Raw genomic sequence first — 17515 nt, forward strand, 5'->3', positions numbered from 1 at the left:
CCGTTTTTAGTCAAATTTCAACACCTCGCCAATAGGTTGCCCGGTTGTACCATTTGGGAAAGCGATTCCCAATAAAGTGGCAATGGTAGGGGCTATATCGGAAATCTCCGTGCGGTTTACCGTACTTCCCTGTTGAATGCCTTTCCCATATAATAAAAGGGGGACATGGGTATCATAAATCTGTGGAGAACCATGGGTGGAACCTGTTCGGCTGTAAGAGATAAAGCCTACATTGGGCACCAAGAGAACATCCCCGGAACGTTTTTGGTTATACCCATTTTGCAAAATGTATGGAATCCCCTTGGTATACTCATTCTCCCACATTTGATGCCCTGTATATACCTGGGCAATTCCCTCATAAGAAAGTAGTTCTTTGGCGATGGCCTCTTGGGCATCATCCAGATCGATATCCAAATTGGCCAGAATGGTATGGTCCAAAAACAATTGATAATTGGATAGATCTCTCACCACATCGGTGGTCCCATAAGTGTATTGAAGAAATGTATTGAACTTTTCGCGCATGCCACCCATATCCAAATATCCGGCGGGAATCTTTGCATCCATCAAAAAAGAGGGTACGTGAATCGCCGCGTGATCGGCGGTCAGAAAAACGGTGTATTCACCTTTGCCCACTTTTTCGTCCAAAGTGGATAAAATTCTTTCCAAATCTTGGTCTAGTCTAATGTAGGTATCCTCGATTTCTTTGGAATTCACTCCAAAAAAGTGACCTACGTAATCCGTGCTTGAAAAACTGATGGCCAAGAAATCGGTTATGGTATCCGCTCCCAAATCCTCTCCTTCCAAAGCGGCCAAGGCAAAATCGGCCGTGATGCTATTTCCATAGGGGCTTCTCCTGATCAAATCGAACTGACCGTTTTGGTCCCAAATGGCTGGTAAATCATGTGGAAAGGCATTACTGGTTTCACCCTTCTGCAATCCTTCATAATTGTTGGCATCCAGTCCACTTTCAACATAAGTTTCAATCGGTTTTAGGGTAGTCCAAGGCTTTTTGTATGCCTCAACCTTATCGGAAGCGTTAAAATCGGCTACCCATTGTGGCAATTCATCCATATAATAGGAACTGGTGATCCAATTTCCGGTTTCACCTCCTTCAAACCAATAGGCCGCATTGGCGGTATGTCCTGCAGGAAGTATGGCCCCTCTATCCTTCAAGGCAACACCTATCACCTTCCCACGCATTTGGGTATGTAACCGCAATTGATCGGTAATGGTGGTAGTCAACATTCGGTGCGGCGACATTTTTCCCAAATCCGAAGTAGTACCCACAGATTCATAGGCATCATCGCCTGCACAGTAGACGTCTTTTCCCAATTCCTTGTCGAACCAATCATTACCGATAATACCGTGTACCGCAGGGGTCGTTCCCGTGTAAACAGAGGTATGTCCTGGCCCCGTGCTGGTAGGCGCATAGTTAAAATGGTTGTTTTTACAATTGAAACCTTCGTTTACCAATCGTTTAAAACCGCCCTCCCCATATTGATTCCAAAAACGGGTAAGATAATCGTAGCGCATTTGGTCCACCACAATACCGACCACCAATTTAGGCTGGTGTGCAATTGGAGCAGGTAGCGGTTCAGGGGCAGCATTTTTTCTTCGTTGGCCATAGGTTAGACTGATCATGCTCAAAGCCAAAACAGAAAGGATAAGGTTGGTCGTTCTCATAAAAGGATTTATTCAAATAAGGACAAAACTATTGATTTCTGCCGTTTAAAAATTTAAATGAAGGTTAAATGCTCCACAATATTCTTATTTTTATCACCTCAAGTCCATTAAACGCATGAAATACCTAGCAGCGATTGGAAAATACTTCATCATGGTTTGGGAAGTATTTAAAAAACCTACCAAGTGGGGCATCATGAAGACCTTGATCCTCAAGGAAATTGATGAGTTGATTTTTGGGGCCATGGGCATCATCATCTTCATCTCCTTTTTTATTGGAGGTGTTGTTACCATACAGACCGCACTCAACCTGAACAATCCCCTACTTCCAAAAAGTTTGATAGGATTTGCGACCAGGCAATCGGTTATTCTGGAATTTGCCCCGACCTTTACCTCCATCATCATGGCCGGTAAAGTGGGCTCCTACATCACCTCTAGTATTGGAACCATGCGGGTTACCGAACAGATTGACGCCCTAGAGGTTATGGGCATCAACTCACTGAACTACCTTGTTTTTCCAAAGATTATCGCCACGATGATGTACCCCTTCGCGGTTGCTATTTCCATGTTTGTGGGTATTTTGGGCGGATGGGTCGCCGCAGTATTTGGTGGTTTTGCGCCAAGTGGGGATTTTATACAAGGACTACAAATGGATTTTGATTCGTACCACGTGACCTATGCATTCATCAAATCGGTCGTGTTTGCCTTTGTGATCGCAACGGTACCCTCATACCACGGATTTTACATGACAGGTGGTGCACTTGAGGTTGGAAAAGCCAGTACCACCTCCTTCGTATGGACCAGTGTGGTGATCATTATAGCGAATTATGTACTAACGCAATTGTTGCTGGGCTAATGATACAGGTAGAAAACATACACAAATCCTTCGGGGACAACCACGTATTAAAAGGTATTTCCACAGAGTTCGAAAAAGGGAAGACCAACTTGATCATTGGACAGAGTGGATCGGGTAAAACTGTTTTTATCAAATGTCTGCTTGGCCTTTTTGAGCCCGATGAAGGCAATATTTACTACAACGGCAATTGCTATTCCGAACTTTCCATAAAGGAACGAAGAAATTTGAGGCAAGAAATGGGCATGGTTTTCCAAGGCAGTGCCCTTTTTGATTCCATGACGGTGGAGGGCAACGTGATGTTCCCTTTGGATATGTTCACCAATCAATCACAGTCCGAAAAACAAGATCGTGTGGATTTTGTGCTCAAACGGGTCAATTTGGTTGATGCCCATAAACGATATCCTGCGGAAATTTCCGGAGGAATGCAAAAAAGGGTGGCCATAGCCCGTGCCATTGTAATGAACCCCAAATATCTGTTCTGCGATGAGCCCAATTCTGGACTTGACCCCAAAACTGCCATGCTGATTGATAACCTTATCCAAGAAATCACCCAAGAATACGACATCACTACCGTGATCAATACCCACGATATGAACTCTGTGATGGAGATCGGGGAAAAGATTATTTTCCTAAAAAATGGCCTTAAGGAATGGGAAGGCACGAACAAGGAAATTTTCAAGACGGATAATGAGGCCGTGACCAACTTCGTTTACTCTTCCGAGCTGTTTAAAAAGGTACGGCAGATGTACATTGAAGAGCGTAACTAGTTTGAAGGTATCAAAACAAATCAGTTGGCCTCTTTGATGACCAAGGTGCTATCCTGCAAACGAAGTTTTAGCCAAGCTAACATCTTTTTAGTGTCGGCCTGCTTTTCGGAAGCACTAACGCCGTTCTTCCAATCCACTTCAAAAACCGGAATGGTATCCACCTTTTTGAAATCGGTACGTAGTTGGTAGGAAAATCCCAAGGACTCAATATTTTGATAGTTGGCCTTGGCCTCCGCGCTAATATTCTGAAATGGAATCTGTTTGCCCGTGTTCTTGGTCAAGCTGGCCAATTCTTCCTCCAATAACCTGATCTGTTCATCCTTGTTCAAGAGTTCGGCCTTGTTCTTTTCGTACAGTTCGCTCACATAATTGAACTTCTCCTCAGAATCGTCCTTCCCCCCTTGAATAATGTGCAACTCCGCATCTTTGAGCCTATTGTACTGGTTTTTTTGTGTGCGCCAAGTATTGACGACATTCTCTGGAACGGCCTCATCCCCCATAAATACCACTTCGATCAACGAAGTTCCATCATCCACATATTCCAATTTGGTCAGATTGTCCACATATCTTCCAGCACCCTCAAATTGATAGATTTCCACGGTTTCCTGCAAAAAACTTTGGGCCTGTTTCATAAAAAGGGATTCTTGGAACACATTATAGAAAGTGAACCCAGCGGGAATCATCACCAAAATACCGGTAATGGAGGCCAAACGTGCGATGAGTCTTCTTCGCTGCGAATTGGCATAGCGCACCATGGGAAATCGCAAAAACTTGATGACCAAAAAAGTGGCCAAACCTATAAATATGGTGTTGATGATAAACAGGTACATCGCCCCTGCAGCATACCATGGCTTCCCAATGGCCAGTCCAAAACCGACCGTACAGAGCGGTGGCATCAGGGCCGTAGCGATGGCCACACCGAAAATAACACTGGCGATGGTCCCTTTTTTGGCACGTGCAATCACCAGGGCAAGTCCACCGAAAAATGCGATGAGCACATCCCGGATATCTGGCTTGGTACGGGCGAGCAACTCCGAAGATTCATCCCTTAAAGGAAAAAGGTAGAAAAACAAAAATGCGGTAATGACACTCAAGGTGACCATGACCGTGAAGTTTTTAAGCGATCGTCGCAACGTATCGATGTCATTGATGGCCAACGACATGCCCATCCCCAAAATGGGACCCATCAAAGGGGAGATAAGCATTGCTCCAATTACCACTGCGGTAGAGTTGGCATTCAACCCGATGGATGCAATAAATATCGAACACACCAAAATCCAAGAGGTATGCCCTTTAAAAGGGATATCCGCTATAATGGATTCCTTGGTGGCTGCCGCATCCGTATTGGAGCGAATTTCCAATAAATCGGAGAGGAACTTGCGTACACTCCCCAACAGTCCCTTAAAATCCTTTTTCACCTCATCCCCGCTATCCTGACCAGGAGAGGTGTCCACTTGTTTTTGATCTTCACTCATGTATTATGCAAACTGGTCCCCAAACGAATCCTTTACTTGGTTCAAAACCTTTTTTATATCCTGTTGTTTATCCTTTGGATAAATCAAAAGTACATCTTCTTTATCCACAATGATATAATCTTCCAGACCATCCACCACGACCACTTTATCCTTAGGCGTACGAATCATATTCCCCTTGGCATTTTCCAACAGCGTTTTGGCATTCACGACTGCATTCTCATTTGGATCCTTATCCAATTTATCATACAATGCGCCCCAAGTCCCCAGATCGTTCCAATCGAAGGTGGCGGGCAAAGTGTAAATAGATTTGGATTGTTCCAAGATAGCGTAATCAATGGAGATGTTTTCTGCCTTGGCATAGTTTTCTTGAATAAAGGTCGTCTCCTTTGCTGTGTTGTAGGCAGAAATGCCTTTTTCAAACAATGCATATTGATCGCGCTGATATTTCTTGAAAGCATTCACGATGGTTTCCACGCTCCACATAAAAATTCCGGCATTCCACAAAAAGTTTCCTTGCGCCAAGAATTCCTTTGCAGTTTCATAATCTGGTTTTTCACGGAACTGAGACACCTTTTTCAGGTTGTCGTCACTTCCTTTTTCAAATTCGATGTAGCCAAAGCCGGTATTGGGGAAGGTTGGCTGTATGCCCAAGGTGCATAGCGCTTTTTCCTGTTGGCATTTATCAAAGCAGGCAATCACGTCATTTTCAAAAGCCGCCTCATCCTCAATCCAATGGTCACTGGGCGCCACGATGATAACGGCATTAGGATTCATTTTCTGAATCTTGAGTGAAGCATACAAGATACAGGGTGCGGTATTGCGCATGGCAGGTTCCAACACCACTTGATCCTGTTTCACCATAGGCAATTGCTCCAATACCAAATCGTTGTAGCGTTCATTGGTGAGGATTAAAATGTTTTCTGTTGGAATAAATCGGTTCAAACGATCAAAGGTCTTTTGGATCAAGGTTTTTCCCGTTCCCAACATATCGTGAAACTGCTTAGGGTTGGCGGATGTACTCACGGGCCAAAACCGGGAACCCACTCCCCCGGCCATCAATATGGCATAATAATTCTTGTTCATTTGTATATGTTCTTCCATTCCTGCGCAGGCAGGAATCCATTTTGATTTTTCATTACGGATGGTTTATTCAACCAACTCCACTTCGGCATTAGGCTGAAACAAATATACTCTGCCAGTGGACAATTCCACGCATTCGTATCGCTTTACTTTCTTGTTTCCTTTTTTGAACAACCTGCCATTATACAACCTAAAAACACTTCCTGCGGGCAACTCGTACACATACTGATGTTCCCGCTCTTCCTCGTCAAACGCTTTTAACGCGATGGACAACCTCGCATCCGTGCTACTGCTCGCCTTTGGGTTTTTAAAATGGTTCGCTATGATGGGCAACAATTGTGACGGAAATACCTCCGGCCGTATGAAAGGCACCATTAAATGCTGAAAGGTACGCTTCCACTCCATTCCGTGCGGTTTTATTCGACGACCATAGCTTTCGAAGGCCACCAAATGCGCGATTTCGTGGACGAGCGTAATCAAGAATCGATATTTGTTGAGCGAAGCGTTGACGGTAATCAGGTGCAGTCCGTTGGGCAATCTGCGGTAATCCCCATGTCGTGTAACGCGATGATTCACAATTTTCAAATGCACCCCATGGGTTTTGATCAATTCAAAACAAGGAGCCACCGCAAGCTCTGGAAGATATTTTTGAAGGGTCATTTCCATCATTCGTCAATTGAAAACGGGCATCCGTCAATTGGTCACCTAAACTTTGCCCCAAATTTAACATCTTTAGAACGTTTTAACCCAAATCTTAAAAAATGTACACCTATGAATACTGTAAAAGATCATATGGCCTTCAGAAAGTTAAAAATTGAGTGCTCTTTTATGCGACCGGTTTTAACACCCGAAGAATACGAAATATTAAATGAGTTCGGTGCATGGATGAATGCCCTTTACGATGGCACTTTGACACCACTGACCAAAAAACAGGAGGAGTTTTGCCAAAATCTTGACACTGATGCACCCCCTACCGAAAAGTATGCGAGGATTTTTTGGTTGTACTTGAAAAGGAAGGAACTTTTTAAGCAAAACAAACTGAGCAATCAAAAAAAGCTTATGAAAGATGATAGGGAGGATTGGAAGAAAATAAGAAAAATGAGGTTCTTGATATGCAGCCTTATGGTCTTAGGTTTTACTTGGGTATCCGCTCAGGGCAAATCGTTATCCCATCAATTGTGGGAACGGGTTAAAGATTGTCAAGCCTTACTTGATGACACCGACAATGGTGAAAAACTTGATTTTAACAAGATTGATGACTCCAAAAACGGATACTTAAAAATATGGGGCAGCTACCCTACTTGCGGATGTACCTGCAGCTCAACTGTTGGGGCTTACCGGGACATCCATGGAGGATACACCTTCCTCCAAAAAGAAGAATCCTCTTGTGACTGGCGAAAGTCAATCTCATCCAACAAAGATTTGGCCGTAATCCTTCCTGATAGTTTTGATATTCGTGTTTTTTCCAAAAGCCAAGCACTCATAAAACCCAAGTATGCTCTTTTTTTCTTGGATGTGGAGATACCGAGATTTGGAACTGACACCAAATTCACATTAAAACTTATTCCCTTTGGGATTTTAAAACCAGAGGAAAATTCCTTGATTACTTATAATTATTCAGAATACAATATAGGGAAGGAAAAAAACGCCATCGCTCCGAAATTCATTCAAAATCTAAAGCATATAGTGGCTAAAATCAATGATGGCAAAACCTTAATGCATTTATTGAACAAAAACTATGACAGCATCAACCCAAACGACAAAAAATACATCGAACAAAATGTTCTCGGGAAGGCTTCATCAAATCGTATCAAATCATTGGATGAACTAACCGAAACGCTAATCCTACTTAAAAATGCGTACGATGTTTATTCAGAATTAGATTTTATGTCGGTTATGATGAAATGGAACAAGGAAAAAGGAAGGTTTGAGATTAAATCTAAAGGTGATTTACCTAAACCCGTTTCATTTAAAGAATTCATTTTGGAAAATGAATTCTGGGTGCCCGTCTGTTGAAAAGCACAGTAATCAATCCCTACGGCGTACTATTGCTTACCTGCAACAACTTGCCGTTGTAGAGTTTTTGCCCTGTCAATGCAAAATCCTTGATGTAGGTCGCCATCTCTAAGGCGGTGACGGGGGCTTTGTACCCTGGAAAGGCTTCCTCCAACATTTCGGTCTGTACCGCGCCCAAGGCCAACACATTAAAACTGGGTCCGGTTTCTTTGTACTCCTCGGCCAACAGTTCGGTTAGCGTAATCACGGCCCCTTTGCTGGAACTGTATGCGGATAGTCCCGGAAACTTCATGCTGCCCTGCACGCCACCCATGGAGCTCACCGTTACCACATGCCCTTGCTGACCCATCATAGGCAAAACGGCTCTTGTCATTTCGGCCACACCAAAGACATTTACTTTGTAAACCCTTTCAAATTCTTCCGTAGTCGTTTCAGAAAATGGCTTGTTCAGCAAGCTGCCTGCATTATTAATTAGTACGTCCACCACATGCCAATCTTCCAAAAAGCCCAATAGCTTTTGATAGTCCTTTGGATTGCCCAAATCAAAGGGAAAGGAGTCCACATTGGGCAAATTGAGCTTCTTTACCGGTGCTTCATTACGGGACAAGGCCAACACTTGATGTCCTTCCCGCGCAAAAAGCTTAACCAGTTCAAATCCTATTCCCCTACTCGTTCCTGTTATTATGATATTGGCCATATGTTATTGCATTTATGATTCCCGAGAAATCGGGAATCTGTAAAAACCTTCACACCTTACCTGTCTGCCCATACATCCGCCAGAAGCTCGATGTGATACTTTAAACTTAGTTTAACTTAATTTCTTGATTGGCTGCGTTGGCTATTTTTTCTATGACCGGAATGGTTTTGTTCACCACAGTAGACATGTGTTCAAAATCCATTAACCCCGCTTCATCCCCAGGTTTGTGGTAATACGCGAAATTGGTGAAATCAAACGTGCAGAAGGTATGCGAAGGCACACCAAACTCTTGATGAAACGGAAAATTATCCGACCGCTGATACAGATTGAACTCCTTTGCAGTGGGCAGGAAACCTACTAGATTTTCTCCGGCATAGGTGTTACTGACCTCTGCCAAATTGGACATTTCATATCCTGTGATGTACATTAAATAATCTTTGTCCTGCATGGGTACCCCTGTCATTTCAAAATTGAGCATGGTGTAGAGATTCAACCCCTCTTCTTTGAGCTTCTTGGCCAAATGCTTTGATCCCAACAAGCCTTTTTCTTCGGCACTGAACAAGGCAAAAATAAGGCTGCGCTTATTGGTTTGCTGTGTCCCAAAATAACGGGCCATTTCCAAAACACTAATGGTTCCCGAAGCATTGTCATTGGCCCCATTGGCAATGGGGTCACCATTTTCGGGATTTACAACTCCAATATGGTCATAGTGCGCGCCAATCAAAATAAATTCATCTTTTAGCTCCGGATCGTTACCCTCTATCATACCCACTAGATTATAAGATGGCTTTTGAAAATTGGAAAGGGTGTCCCTGTAACTTTCAAAATAAGGGGTAAGCCCATACGACTTGAAGTAGTTTTCGATATAAACAGCTGCCATTTCAATGCCTTCGCTTCCCGCTTCCCTACCCTTAAGGTCGTCGCTTGCCAAGTAGTTCATCATTTCACCAATTCGGTCAGCAGTAGTTGGAGCAAAAGGGGTTTGGGTCATTTGACCAGAACCGCAACTTACCATAATAAGTGCGGCAAAAATAGAATACAATAGTTTCATTCCTGTTGTTTTTTGAATGTTCTAAAGATAAAAAAAGCATCCCGAAAAGGATGCTTTCTATGTGTAAGTTATGGAATGTCTATGCCAACATGGTCACTGGATTTTCCAAGTATGCCCTCAACGTTTGAAGGAACTGGGCTCCAGTAGCACCATCAACGGTTCTGTGGTCACAAGCCAAAGTAACTTTCATGGTACTTCCCACGACGATTTCCCCATTTTTCACAACGGGTTTCTCTACAATGGCTCCGACAGATAGAATGGCCGAGTTAGGCTGATTGATAATGGAAGTAAACTCCTGAATGCCAAACATACCTAAGTTAGAAACCGTGAAGGTACTTCCTTCCATTTCTTCTGGCTTGATTTTTTTGCTTCTCGCCCTACCTGCCAAATCTTTTACGGAACTTCCCAATTGGCTCAAGGTCATCTGGTCCGCAAACTTGATCACGGGAACCACCAAACCTTCATCCACGGCTACGGCTACGCCCATGTGCACATGATGCTTGTAAATGGTAGTGTCGCCATTCCAAGTCGTGTTTACTTGAGGGTGCTTTTTAAGGGCCATAGCGCATGCTTTCAACACCATATCGTTGAACGACACCTTGGTGTCGGGCAAATTATTGATTTGCGCACGGGATGCTTTTGCATTGTCCATATCCACCTCGATGGTAAGATAGTAATGTGGCGCAGTAAATTTGGACTCGCCCAAACGCTTGGCTATCACCTTGCGCATGGTGGAGTTTTTCACTTCTTCCACACTTTCCTCTCCCACAGGCAAGTTCACTGGAGCTACCGGTGCAGCAGCTTCTGCAGCTTTATCGGATGCAGTTGGTGCAGCTGGCTGTGCCGAAGGCTTGAAGTTTTCAATGTCTTTTTTGACAATTCTACCATTATCGCCCGTACCTTTTACATCGGCCAGGTTGATGCCTTTCTCATCGGCAATCTTTTTGGCCAAAGGTGAGGCAAATATGCGCTGACGGTCCTGTGCGGTAGTTGTCGTTGCTTCTTTTTGGGAAGTATCTTCGGATGTTGATGTTTCTTCTTCCTTGGAAGCCTCTTTTTTAGGTTTGCTCTTGGCACCACCGGATGATTGAGCTTTCAGCACGGCATCCACATCGGTTCCTTCTGGGCCAATTATGGCCAAAAGTGAATCGACCGGAGCTCCTTCGCCCTCTTGAATTCCAATGTGCAACAAAGTTCCTGCGTAGAACGATTCGAACTCCATGGTCGCCTTATCCGTTTCGATTTCGGCCAAAATATCGCCTTCTTCGACTTTGTCCCCTACATTTTTCAACCAGCTGGCCACGGTTCCTTCTTCCATGGTGTCGCTCAAACGGGGCATGGTCACGATTTCAACTCCATCAGGAATCTCGGCGGCCTCGTTGCTATCGTCGTTAGCTGAACTCTCCTCTGCTTCGGGCTCGTCATCCTTTTCTTCTTCGGATGCGCTTGAACCACCCTCTGCACTACCGTTCAACAGACCGGAGATATCTTCTCCTTCTTCTCCAATAATGGCCAAAAGTGAATCAACCGGGGCTCCTTCTCCTTCCTGTATTCCGATATGGAGTAACGTTCCTTGATGGAAAGATTCAAATTCCATAGTGGCCTTATCGGTTTCGATTTCGGCCAAAATATCCCCTTCTTCGACTTTGTCCCCTACGTTCTTGAGCCATTTCGCCACGGTTCCTTCTTCCATGGTATCGCTCAATCTAGGCATGTTGATTACTTCTGCCATCTAATTATAATTTATGTTGTAAAAATGGATAGTCCTCTTGCTCGTAAACCGTGTCGTACAATTGCTCCAATGGAGGAAAGTCCGACTCTTCGGCAAATTTCTCGCACTCCTTCACCAAATCCTTCACCTTCTTGTCAATCTTCTTAAGGTCGTCTTCGGTGGCATAACCTTTCTCAAGGATGACGTCTTTTACCTGAGTGATTGGGTCTATCTTTTTATACTCTTCTACTTCTTCTTTTGTTCTGTAATGCTGCGCATCCGACATGGAGTGACCGCGATACCTGTAGGTTTTCATCTCCAAGAAGGTTGGACCGCCCCCTGTTCTGGCACGTTCAATGGCTTTGTCCATTTCTTTCGCTACGATGGCAGGATCCATTCCATCCACAGGGCCGCATGGCATCTCATAACCAAGACCCAATTTCCAGATATCGGTGGAGTGTGATGTACGCGCCACTGAAGTTCCCATGGCATAACCATTGTTCTCACACACAAAAACTACGGGCAATTGCCACAACATGGCCAAGTTAAAGGCTTCGTGCAGCGAACCCTGTCTTACAGCACCATCACCCATATAACAAAGGGTTACAGAATCCCTTTTAAAATATTTGTCGGCAAACGCCAAACCGGCTCCTAGAGGGATTTGTCCCCCTACGATACCGTGTCCACCATAAAAGCGGTGTTCTTTGGAGAATATGTGCATGGAACCTCCCATTCCTTTGGAAGTACCTGTTACTTTTCCATACAGTTCCGCCATAACTTTTCTTGGGTCCACTCCCATACCTATCGGCTGGACGTGGTTTCGATAAGCAGTGATCATACGGTCCTTTTCAAGGTCCATGGCATGAAGCGCACCTGCCAAAACGGCTTCCTGACCATTGTACAGGTGAAGAAACCCTCTTACTTTTTGTTGAATATACACAGCGGCAAGTTTATCCTCGAATTTCCTCCAGAAAAACATGTCCTCATACCATTTAAGGTAAACTTCTTTGGTGATTTTTTTCATCTACAGTAGTATTAAATGAATTTCCCCTGTGGTCGGGGACAGCAAAAATACATATATATCTGTTTTGGAAAAAGATTTGAATTAAGAATCATTCAAAAATGAGCCATCGAAGACCAAGGGCAGTATATCGCCCATGGAGCTACATTTGTAAATGGGGCCTTTTTCCGATCCCATAATGAGGGATATGGGCGACTGTTGCCTCTGCTCATATTCGACAATGGATTGCCTACAGTTGCCACAAGGCGCAGCCGGAATCGCATCGGCTTTCATCGAGGGCAAGGTACTGATTGCTATTGCAGTGATTGGAACTCCTGGATATCTGGCACCTGCCTGAAAAACCGCTACCCTTTCTGCACAAAGGCCCGATGGATAGGAAGCATTTTCCTGATTGTTGCCTATAACGACTTCGCCATTTTCCAAAAGTACTGCCGCGCCTACCTTGAATTTGGAATAGGGTGCGTAGGCGTCGGAGCGAGCCGTTATGGCATCCTTTAACAATTTTTGATCGTTTTGTGACAAGTCTGATAGCGTATCGAAGATGAGCAGATCAAAAGCAATTTTCTTTTTTTTCATGTACTGTCGCGTGTATTCCAAAAATAAGAAAACCTGTCCGAGGACAGGTTTTTTTGTGTTATGTATTTTGCTATGCTTTTAGTCGTTGTAAAACTCCTCACCGATATCGAACCTAAGCGAGAATCGCAAGGTGTTTTCCAATGGGTTTCTAACTTGTGAGGTGGAGAAGAGATAGGAAAGGTCGATTTGGGCTGTTTTGTACTTAAATCCAGCCCCAAGCGTAAAGAATTTTCTTGAACCTTTTTCCTCGCTCTCGTTAAAATAACCACTGCGCAACATAAAAGCTTCCCTAAAGCGGTACTCAGCTCCCAGCGCCCATGTTACTTCCTTCAATTCTTCGCTGAATCCTCCGGGAGCGTCCCCAAACGACTCAAAGATTCCACTAAAGAATCCGATTTGTTGGTATTCATCATTGTCCTCAACGGTAATTTGTCCGTCACCATTGAAATCCCTTGGCGTTGGCACCAATAGTTTGTTAAACTCCGTGTTGATGGCCAATATATTGTCTTGATCGAAAATAAAATCGAATCCGCCTCCAAATTTAAGGTTGGTGGGCAAAAAGTTCTCCTGTCCGCCCTCATCGTATTGGATGGAACCACCCAAATTGGAAATATTGAAACCTGCTCTCCAACGGCCATCAAAGTTTTGATATGCGATTTCTGGGGAACGGTAAAAACCGGCCACGTCAACCGCAAAAGAATTGGCAGCTTGAGAGTCTTGCGTACCGTCCTGAAACCTTAAGTTAGAACTGATAAAACGTCCTGCGACGGCCATGGAAAAGGATTGGCTCAATTTTAGGGCGTAAGAACCGTCCAACGCAAATTCGTTGGGCTTAACAATGGTCGCTGTTTGGTCAAAGGTTTGTCGTAGTTCGATTTCACCCAAACCAAAATAGCGCAAGCCAAAGGCAAATGCGCTTCGATCATTCAATTTGTTGTAAAAGTTGGCGTTCAACAAGGAAACATCGTTCACGATACTTTCCAAATACGGGGTATAACTGGCCCCGATTCCCATTTTACGGTCAGCAAATGCATATTTGGCAGGGTTCCATTGTTGGGAATACACATCGAAAGAAGTGGCAACACCCATATCTCCCATACCAGAGGCCCTTGCATCGGCCGCAATGGTCAAAAAGGGAACAGCTGTGGTGATTGCTCTTTCTTGTTGAGCGTTTATCCAGGGGGCACTGGCAAGCAACACTACCAATAAAAGTAACTTCTTCATTGTAAGTATTTAGCGTTTAGTAAAGTTCATGGTCCAAAACAATCGAATTGGATATATTGTTATGTAAACGTTCAATTCCACAAATTCTTGTAATCAAGCGTACATTTTTTAAAACTTAAGTAATTGTTACCTTATAAATAATGGTAGAACAATGGATAAGTCGGATAAAAGCTATGGCGACTATACTAATTGGCACCAAACACCGTTACAAAGATGTGGCATGTTCAGAAATGAGGCATGGCCAGAAATATTTGATGAGCACAAAATATAATGGTGAAAACATCGTTCTAATGCCATCGAAGGTTTAAAAAAATCAAAACAAGACTAAATTACCTGAATTGAAAAGCACAGGTTTTAAAGTACTTAAGCCCAAATTATGAAAAAACACTTAATCAAAGTTGTACTTTCTTGCGCCGTTGTAATGGGAGGTTTTTCCAGTTGTAAAAACTCTTCTTCATCCAAGAATGTTTCCAGAGCCACTGGATGGAAAATCAATGCCAAAGAAGGCGGATTTCAATACAATTCTGACTTCAAGGAGCAAGAAACGCCTCCAGGGACCGTATTTGTAGAGGGTGGAACGTTCACCAAAGGTAAAGTCCAAGATGATGTAATGCATGATTGGAACAATACACCAACGCAACAGCACGTCCAATCTTTTTATATGGACGAAACCGAGGTAACCAACGTAATGTATTTGGAGTACTTGGATTATTTGAAAGAAGTCTATCCTCCCGACAATCCAACATATGCCAATATTTATGAAGGAGCTCTTCCTGACACTTTGGTATGGAGAAACCGATTGGGCTTTAACGAAACCATGACCAACAACTACCTAAGGCACCCTGCCTATGCAGAATATCCTGTGGTGGGCGTAAACTGGGTTCAAGCGACCCAATATGCCGAATGGAGAACCGATAGGGTAAACGAGGTGATGTTGGAAAGGGAGGGATACCTTGCCGAAGATGCCAAATACAAAGTATTGAACGGCGAAATCAATGGCACCTTCAGTACAGAGGCTTACCTGAATAATCCAGAATCTGTTTATGGTGGTCAAATTGATTCCTTGCAAGGAAAACAAAAAAGAGATTCCATCAACACCTTTGCCAAAAGAAGCAGCGGTGTGATTATGCCAGAATATAGACTTCCTACGGAAACGGAATGGGAATATGCCGCACAAGCACTTGTTGGAACAAGGGAATACAACAACTATAGAGGTAGAAAAAAATATCCTTGGGAAGGTGACTACACCCGTAATGGACAACGCGTAGGTCGTGGAGACCAATTGGCCAACTTCAAACAAGGAAAAGGAGATTACGGCGGTATTGCAGGATGGTCCGATGACGGCGCCGACATTACTGCGCAAGTAAAATCATACAAGCCCAACGATTTTGGATTGTACGACATGGCCGGAAACGTAAACGAGTGGGTGGCCGACGTCTATCGTCCTATTGTGGATGACGAAATCAGCGATTTCAACTATTACCGCGGTAACGTCTTCATGAAAAAGGCAATCGGTGAAGATGGAAAAGTAGAAATCTTGGAAGACAAAATTGTGTATGACACGCTGCCCAACGGAAAAATTGTAGCCATCAATCTTCCCGGAGAAATCAAGGAAGTACCGGTAACTGAGGAGGAAACTTATTTGAGAACCAATTTCGATAAGAGCGATAACCGTGGATTTAGGGATGGTGACCCAGGTTCCTCCAGATTCTTTAGCCGTTTTGCGGATGAGGACGACAACCAAAGAATGTACGATGCCCCTAAACACAAGGTAGAACGTAACGAAGATGGTGAATTGGTTCGTCAATATGATGAATCCAACTACAGGACTTCACTGATCAACAACGAGGTTCGCGTGTACAAAGGTGGTTCTTGGAGAGACAGGGCCTACTGGTTAGATCCTGCACAACGTAGATATTTGCCACAGTATATGGCAACCGACGATATTGGCTTTAGATGCGCTATGTCAAGAGTGGGATCAAAATCAAGATCCAACAAGACAGTACGCCACAAGAAGGCAAGATAAATTATCAGATCATTTTAAAAGCCCCGGCCCAAAAGGTCGGGGCTTTTTTTTATCTTCGATTTATGACATTGGAAGAGTTGCACGCTCTATTTTTGGAGCATCCCACAATTTGTACGGACACACGGAAAATCACCGAAAACTGTCTGTTTTTTGCCTTAAAGGGCCCAAATTTTAACGGTAATGCCTTTGCGCAGGAAGCTCTTAAAAAGGGAGCCGCTTACGCTATCATTGATGAGGAATCCTTCGCTGGTGACCGATGCATCGTTTTTGATGATGTATTGAACACATTGCAGCAACTGGCCCAATTCCACAGAAAACAGTCCAAGGCGAAGATTTTATCTTTGACGGGCAGTAATGGAAAGACCACTACCAAGGAGCTTATCAATGCCGTGCTCTCCAAAAAATACAGAACTGTTGCCACCAAAGGCAACCTCAACAATCACATTGGGGTTCCATTGACCTTGCTTTCCATTCAAAACGACACCGAAATCGCCATTGTGGAAATGGGGGCCAATCACCAAGGAGAAATCGAGTTGTTGAGTAGTATCGCACAGCCCGATTTTGGGTATATCACCAATTTTGGCAAGGCCCATCTTGAAGGTTTTGGCGGCGTAGAAGGGGTGATTCGGGGAAAAAGCGAGCTTTACGACCATTTAATGGCCGACAATAAATTCATTTTTCTCAATGCCGACGACCCCATCCAGAAAGAAAAACTACAACACTACACCAAAAAAATTGGTTTCAGTACAAGCGACCCCACCTATTACAACATTCAATATCTGGGCGCAAACCCCTACGTATCCATCCAAGTAGAGGGCATGCCCATACAGACCCAACTCATCGGCACGTATAATTTTACCAATTGCTGTGCCGCCATTCTGATGGGAAAATATTTCAATGTTCCCATGGAAGCTATCAAACAGGCCCTGGAGCACTATTCCCCTCAAAACAATCGCTCCCAAATACTATCCAAAAACGGTTATGATATCGTGTTGGATGCCTATAACGCCAATCCCACAAGCATGAAAGCTGCTTTGGAGAATTTTGTATTGATGGCCGCGGACAAAAAAGCCCTTATTTTGGGGGACATGTTCGAATTGGGCAATACCGCGAAGGAAGAACATCAGACGATTGCGGATATGGTAGAGAAATTCCAGTTTGATCAAGCGTATTTGGTGGGCGAAAATTTTCATGCCACCGAAACGTCGCTGCCCACATTCCCTTCTTTTGATGATCTAAAAAAGTATCTCCAAAGAAATCCTTTGGAAAAAGGAGCCGTTTTGATAAAAGGTTCTAGGGGAATGGCTTTGGAGCGAGTATTGGATTTGCTATAGA

15 protein-coding genes are annotated in these 17515 nt (G+C 43.9%); 5 read left to right on the top strand and 10 right to left on the bottom strand.

What is annotated here, in order from left to right:
• Positions 1-6 precede the first annotated feature (6 nt).
• Positions 7-1683, bottom strand: coding sequence for an alkaline phosphatase PafA (gene pafA / locus ABNE31_RS16960; protein WP_293289671.1), 1677 nt, complete (start codon positions 1681-1683; stop codon positions 7-9).
• A gap of 115 nt (positions 1684-1798) precedes the next feature.
• Between pafA and ABNE31_RS16965 the strand changes: the two genes are divergently transcribed.
• The gene (locus ABNE31_RS16965; RefSeq protein WP_293289669.1) at positions 1799-2536 is read left to right on the top strand and encodes an ABC transporter permease; all 738 of its coding nucleotides are present in this window, start codon (positions 1799-1801) and stop codon (positions 2534-2536) included.
• Entirely contained in the window at positions 2536-3303 is a 768-nt protein-coding gene (locus tag ABNE31_RS16970; RefSeq protein ID WP_179384527.1) for an ATP-binding cassette domain-containing protein, read from the top strand. Before ABNE31_RS16965 ends, ABNE31_RS16970 begins: the two co-directional genes overlap by 1 nt.
• 20 nt (positions 3304-3323) lie before the next feature.
• Here the strand turns inward: ABNE31_RS16970 and ABNE31_RS16975 are convergent, their stop codons facing one another.
• From ABNE31_RS16975 to ABNE31_RS16985, 3 genes are all read right to left on the bottom strand, one after another.
• Positions 3324-4778: a DUF389 domain-containing protein gene (locus ABNE31_RS16975; protein WP_293289667.1), complete on the bottom strand. Its 1455-nt coding sequence runs from the start codon at positions 4776-4778 to the stop codon at positions 3324-3326.
• A 3-nt stretch (positions 4779-4781) separates the two neighbouring features.
• Complete coding sequence (locus tag ABNE31_RS16980) at positions 4782-5861, bottom strand: mannose-1-phosphate guanylyltransferase (protein WP_293289665.1); 1080 nt, start codon at positions 5859-5861, stop codon at positions 4782-4784.
• Between the two features lie 63 nt (positions 5862-5924).
• Positions 5925-6524 carry a SprT-like domain-containing protein gene (locus ABNE31_RS16985; protein WP_293289663.1) on the bottom strand — a complete coding sequence of 200 codons (600 nt, stop codon included), beginning with the start codon at positions 6522-6524 and terminating at the stop codon, positions 5925-5927.
• 105 nt (positions 6525-6629) lie between these two features.
• Here ABNE31_RS16985 and maoP point away from each other — a divergent pair, with 105 nt between their 5' ends.
• Positions 6630-7874 (top strand): DUF413 domain-containing protein, encoded by a 1245-nt coding sequence (maoP, locus tag ABNE31_RS16990; protein ID WP_293289662.1) that lies wholly within the window; start codon positions 6630-6632, stop codon positions 7872-7874.
• 19 nt (positions 7875-7893) lie between these two features.
• On the opposite strand, the gene ABNE31_RS16995 is transcribed toward maoP, so the two are convergent.
• From ABNE31_RS16995 to porV, 6 genes are all read right to left on the bottom strand, one after another.
• Positions 7894-8571, bottom strand: a complete 678-nt coding sequence (locus ABNE31_RS16995; RefSeq protein WP_293289661.1) for an SDR family oxidoreductase — start codon at positions 8569-8571, stop codon at positions 7894-7896.
• A 106-nt stretch (positions 8572-8677) separates the two neighbouring features.
• Positions 8678-9622 carry a M28 family peptidase gene (locus tag ABNE31_RS17000; protein WP_293289660.1) on the bottom strand — a complete coding sequence of 315 codons (945 nt, stop codon included), beginning with the start codon at positions 9620-9622 and terminating at the stop codon, positions 8678-8680.
• Positions 9623-9701: 79 nt separating this feature from the next.
• The gene (locus tag ABNE31_RS17005; protein ID WP_293289659.1) at positions 9702-11354 is read right to left on the bottom strand and encodes a pyruvate dehydrogenase complex dihydrolipoamide acetyltransferase; all 1653 of its coding nucleotides are present in this window, start codon (positions 11352-11354) and stop codon (positions 9702-9704) included.
• Between the two features lie 4 nt (positions 11355-11358).
• Positions 11359-12357 carry a pyruvate dehydrogenase (acetyl-transferring) E1 component subunit alpha gene (gene pdhA, locus ABNE31_RS17010; RefSeq protein ID WP_127140643.1) on the bottom strand — a complete coding sequence of 333 codons (999 nt, stop codon included), beginning with the start codon at positions 12355-12357 and terminating at the stop codon, positions 11359-11361.
• 81 nt (positions 12358-12438) lie between these two features.
• Positions 12439-12930, bottom strand: coding sequence for a cytidine deaminase (cdd, locus tag ABNE31_RS17015; protein WP_293289658.1), 492 nt, complete (start codon positions 12928-12930; stop codon positions 12439-12441).
• Positions 12931-13008: 78 nt separating this feature from the next.
• The gene (gene porV, locus ABNE31_RS17020) at positions 13009-14154 is read right to left on the bottom strand and encodes a type IX secretion system outer membrane channel protein PorV (protein WP_293289657.1); all 1146 of its coding nucleotides are present in this window, start codon (positions 14152-14154) and stop codon (positions 13009-13011) included.
• A gap of 376 nt (positions 14155-14530) precedes the next feature.
• Here porV and gldJ point away from each other — a divergent pair, with 376 nt between their 5' ends.
• Entirely contained in the window at positions 14531-16180 is a 1650-nt protein-coding gene (gldJ, locus tag ABNE31_RS17025) for a gliding motility lipoprotein GldJ (RefSeq protein ID WP_293282694.1), read from the top strand.
• A 62-nt stretch (positions 16181-16242) separates the two neighbouring features.
• A complete protein-coding gene (murF, locus tag ABNE31_RS17030; protein ID WP_293289675.1) occupies positions 16243-17514 on the top strand; it encodes a UDP-N-acetylmuramoyl-tripeptide--D-alanyl-D-alanine ligase in 1272 nt (423 codons plus the stop codon).
• Position 17515 lies beyond the last annotated feature (1 nt).

This window comes from Flagellimonas sp. MMG031 (assembly GCF_040112705.1).
Taxonomy (GTDB): Bacteria; Bacteroidota; Bacteroidia; order Flavobacteriales; family Flavobacteriaceae; genus Flagellimonas.

Bases quoted from the DNA above. Each gene is read 5' to 3' on its own strand.
- gldJ (WP_293282694.1), top strand. From the start codon at position 14,531: ATGAAAAAACACTTAATCAAAGTTGTACTTTCTTGCGCCGTTGTAATG.
- pdhA (WP_127140643.1), bottom strand. From the start codon at position 12,357: ATGAAAAAAATCACCAAAGAAGTTTACCTTAAATGGTATGAGGACATG.
- murF (WP_293289675.1), top strand. From the start codon at position 16,243: ATGACATTGGAAGAGTTGCACGCTCTATTTTTGGAGCATCCCACAATT.
- cdd (WP_293289658.1), bottom strand. From the start codon at position 12,930: ATGAAAAAAAAGAAAATTGCTTTTGATCTGCTCATCTTCGATACGCTA.
- ABNE31_RS17005 (WP_293289659.1), bottom strand. From the start codon at position 11,354: ATGGCAGAAGTAATCAACATGCCTAGATTGAGCGATACCATGGAAGAA.
- ABNE31_RS16980 (WP_293289665.1), bottom strand. From the start codon at position 5,861: ATGAACAAGAATTATTATGCCATATTGATGGCCGGGGGAGTGGGTTCC.
- ABNE31_RS16995 (WP_293289661.1), bottom strand. From the start codon at position 8,571: ATGGCCAATATCATAATAACAGGAACGAGTAGGGGAATAGGATTTGAA.
- maoP (WP_293289662.1), top strand. From the start codon at position 6,630: ATGAATACTGTAAAAGATCATATGGCCTTCAGAAAGTTAAAAATTGAG.
- ABNE31_RS16975 (WP_293289667.1), bottom strand. From the start codon at position 4,778: ATGAGTGAAGATCAAAAACAAGTGGACACCTCTCCTGGTCAGGATAGC.
- ABNE31_RS16985 (WP_293289663.1), bottom strand. From the start codon at position 6,524: ATGGAAATGACCCTTCAAAAATATCTTCCAGAGCTTGCGGTGGCTCCT.
- ABNE31_RS16970 (WP_179384527.1), top strand. From the start codon at position 2,536: ATGATACAGGTAGAAAACATACACAAATCCTTCGGGGACAACCACGTA.
- pafA (WP_293289671.1), bottom strand. From the start codon at position 1,683: ATGAGAACGACCAACCTTATCCTTTCTGTTTTGGCTTTGAGCATGATC.
- ABNE31_RS16965 (WP_293289669.1), top strand. From the start codon at position 1,799: ATGAAATACCTAGCAGCGATTGGAAAATACTTCATCATGGTTTGGGAA.
- ABNE31_RS17000 (WP_293289660.1), bottom strand. From the start codon at position 9,622: ATGAAACTATTGTATTCTATTTTTGCCGCACTTATTATGGTAAGTTGC.
- porV (WP_293289657.1), bottom strand. From the start codon at position 14,154: ATGAAGAAGTTACTTTTATTGGTAGTGTTGCTTGCCAGTGCCCCCTGG.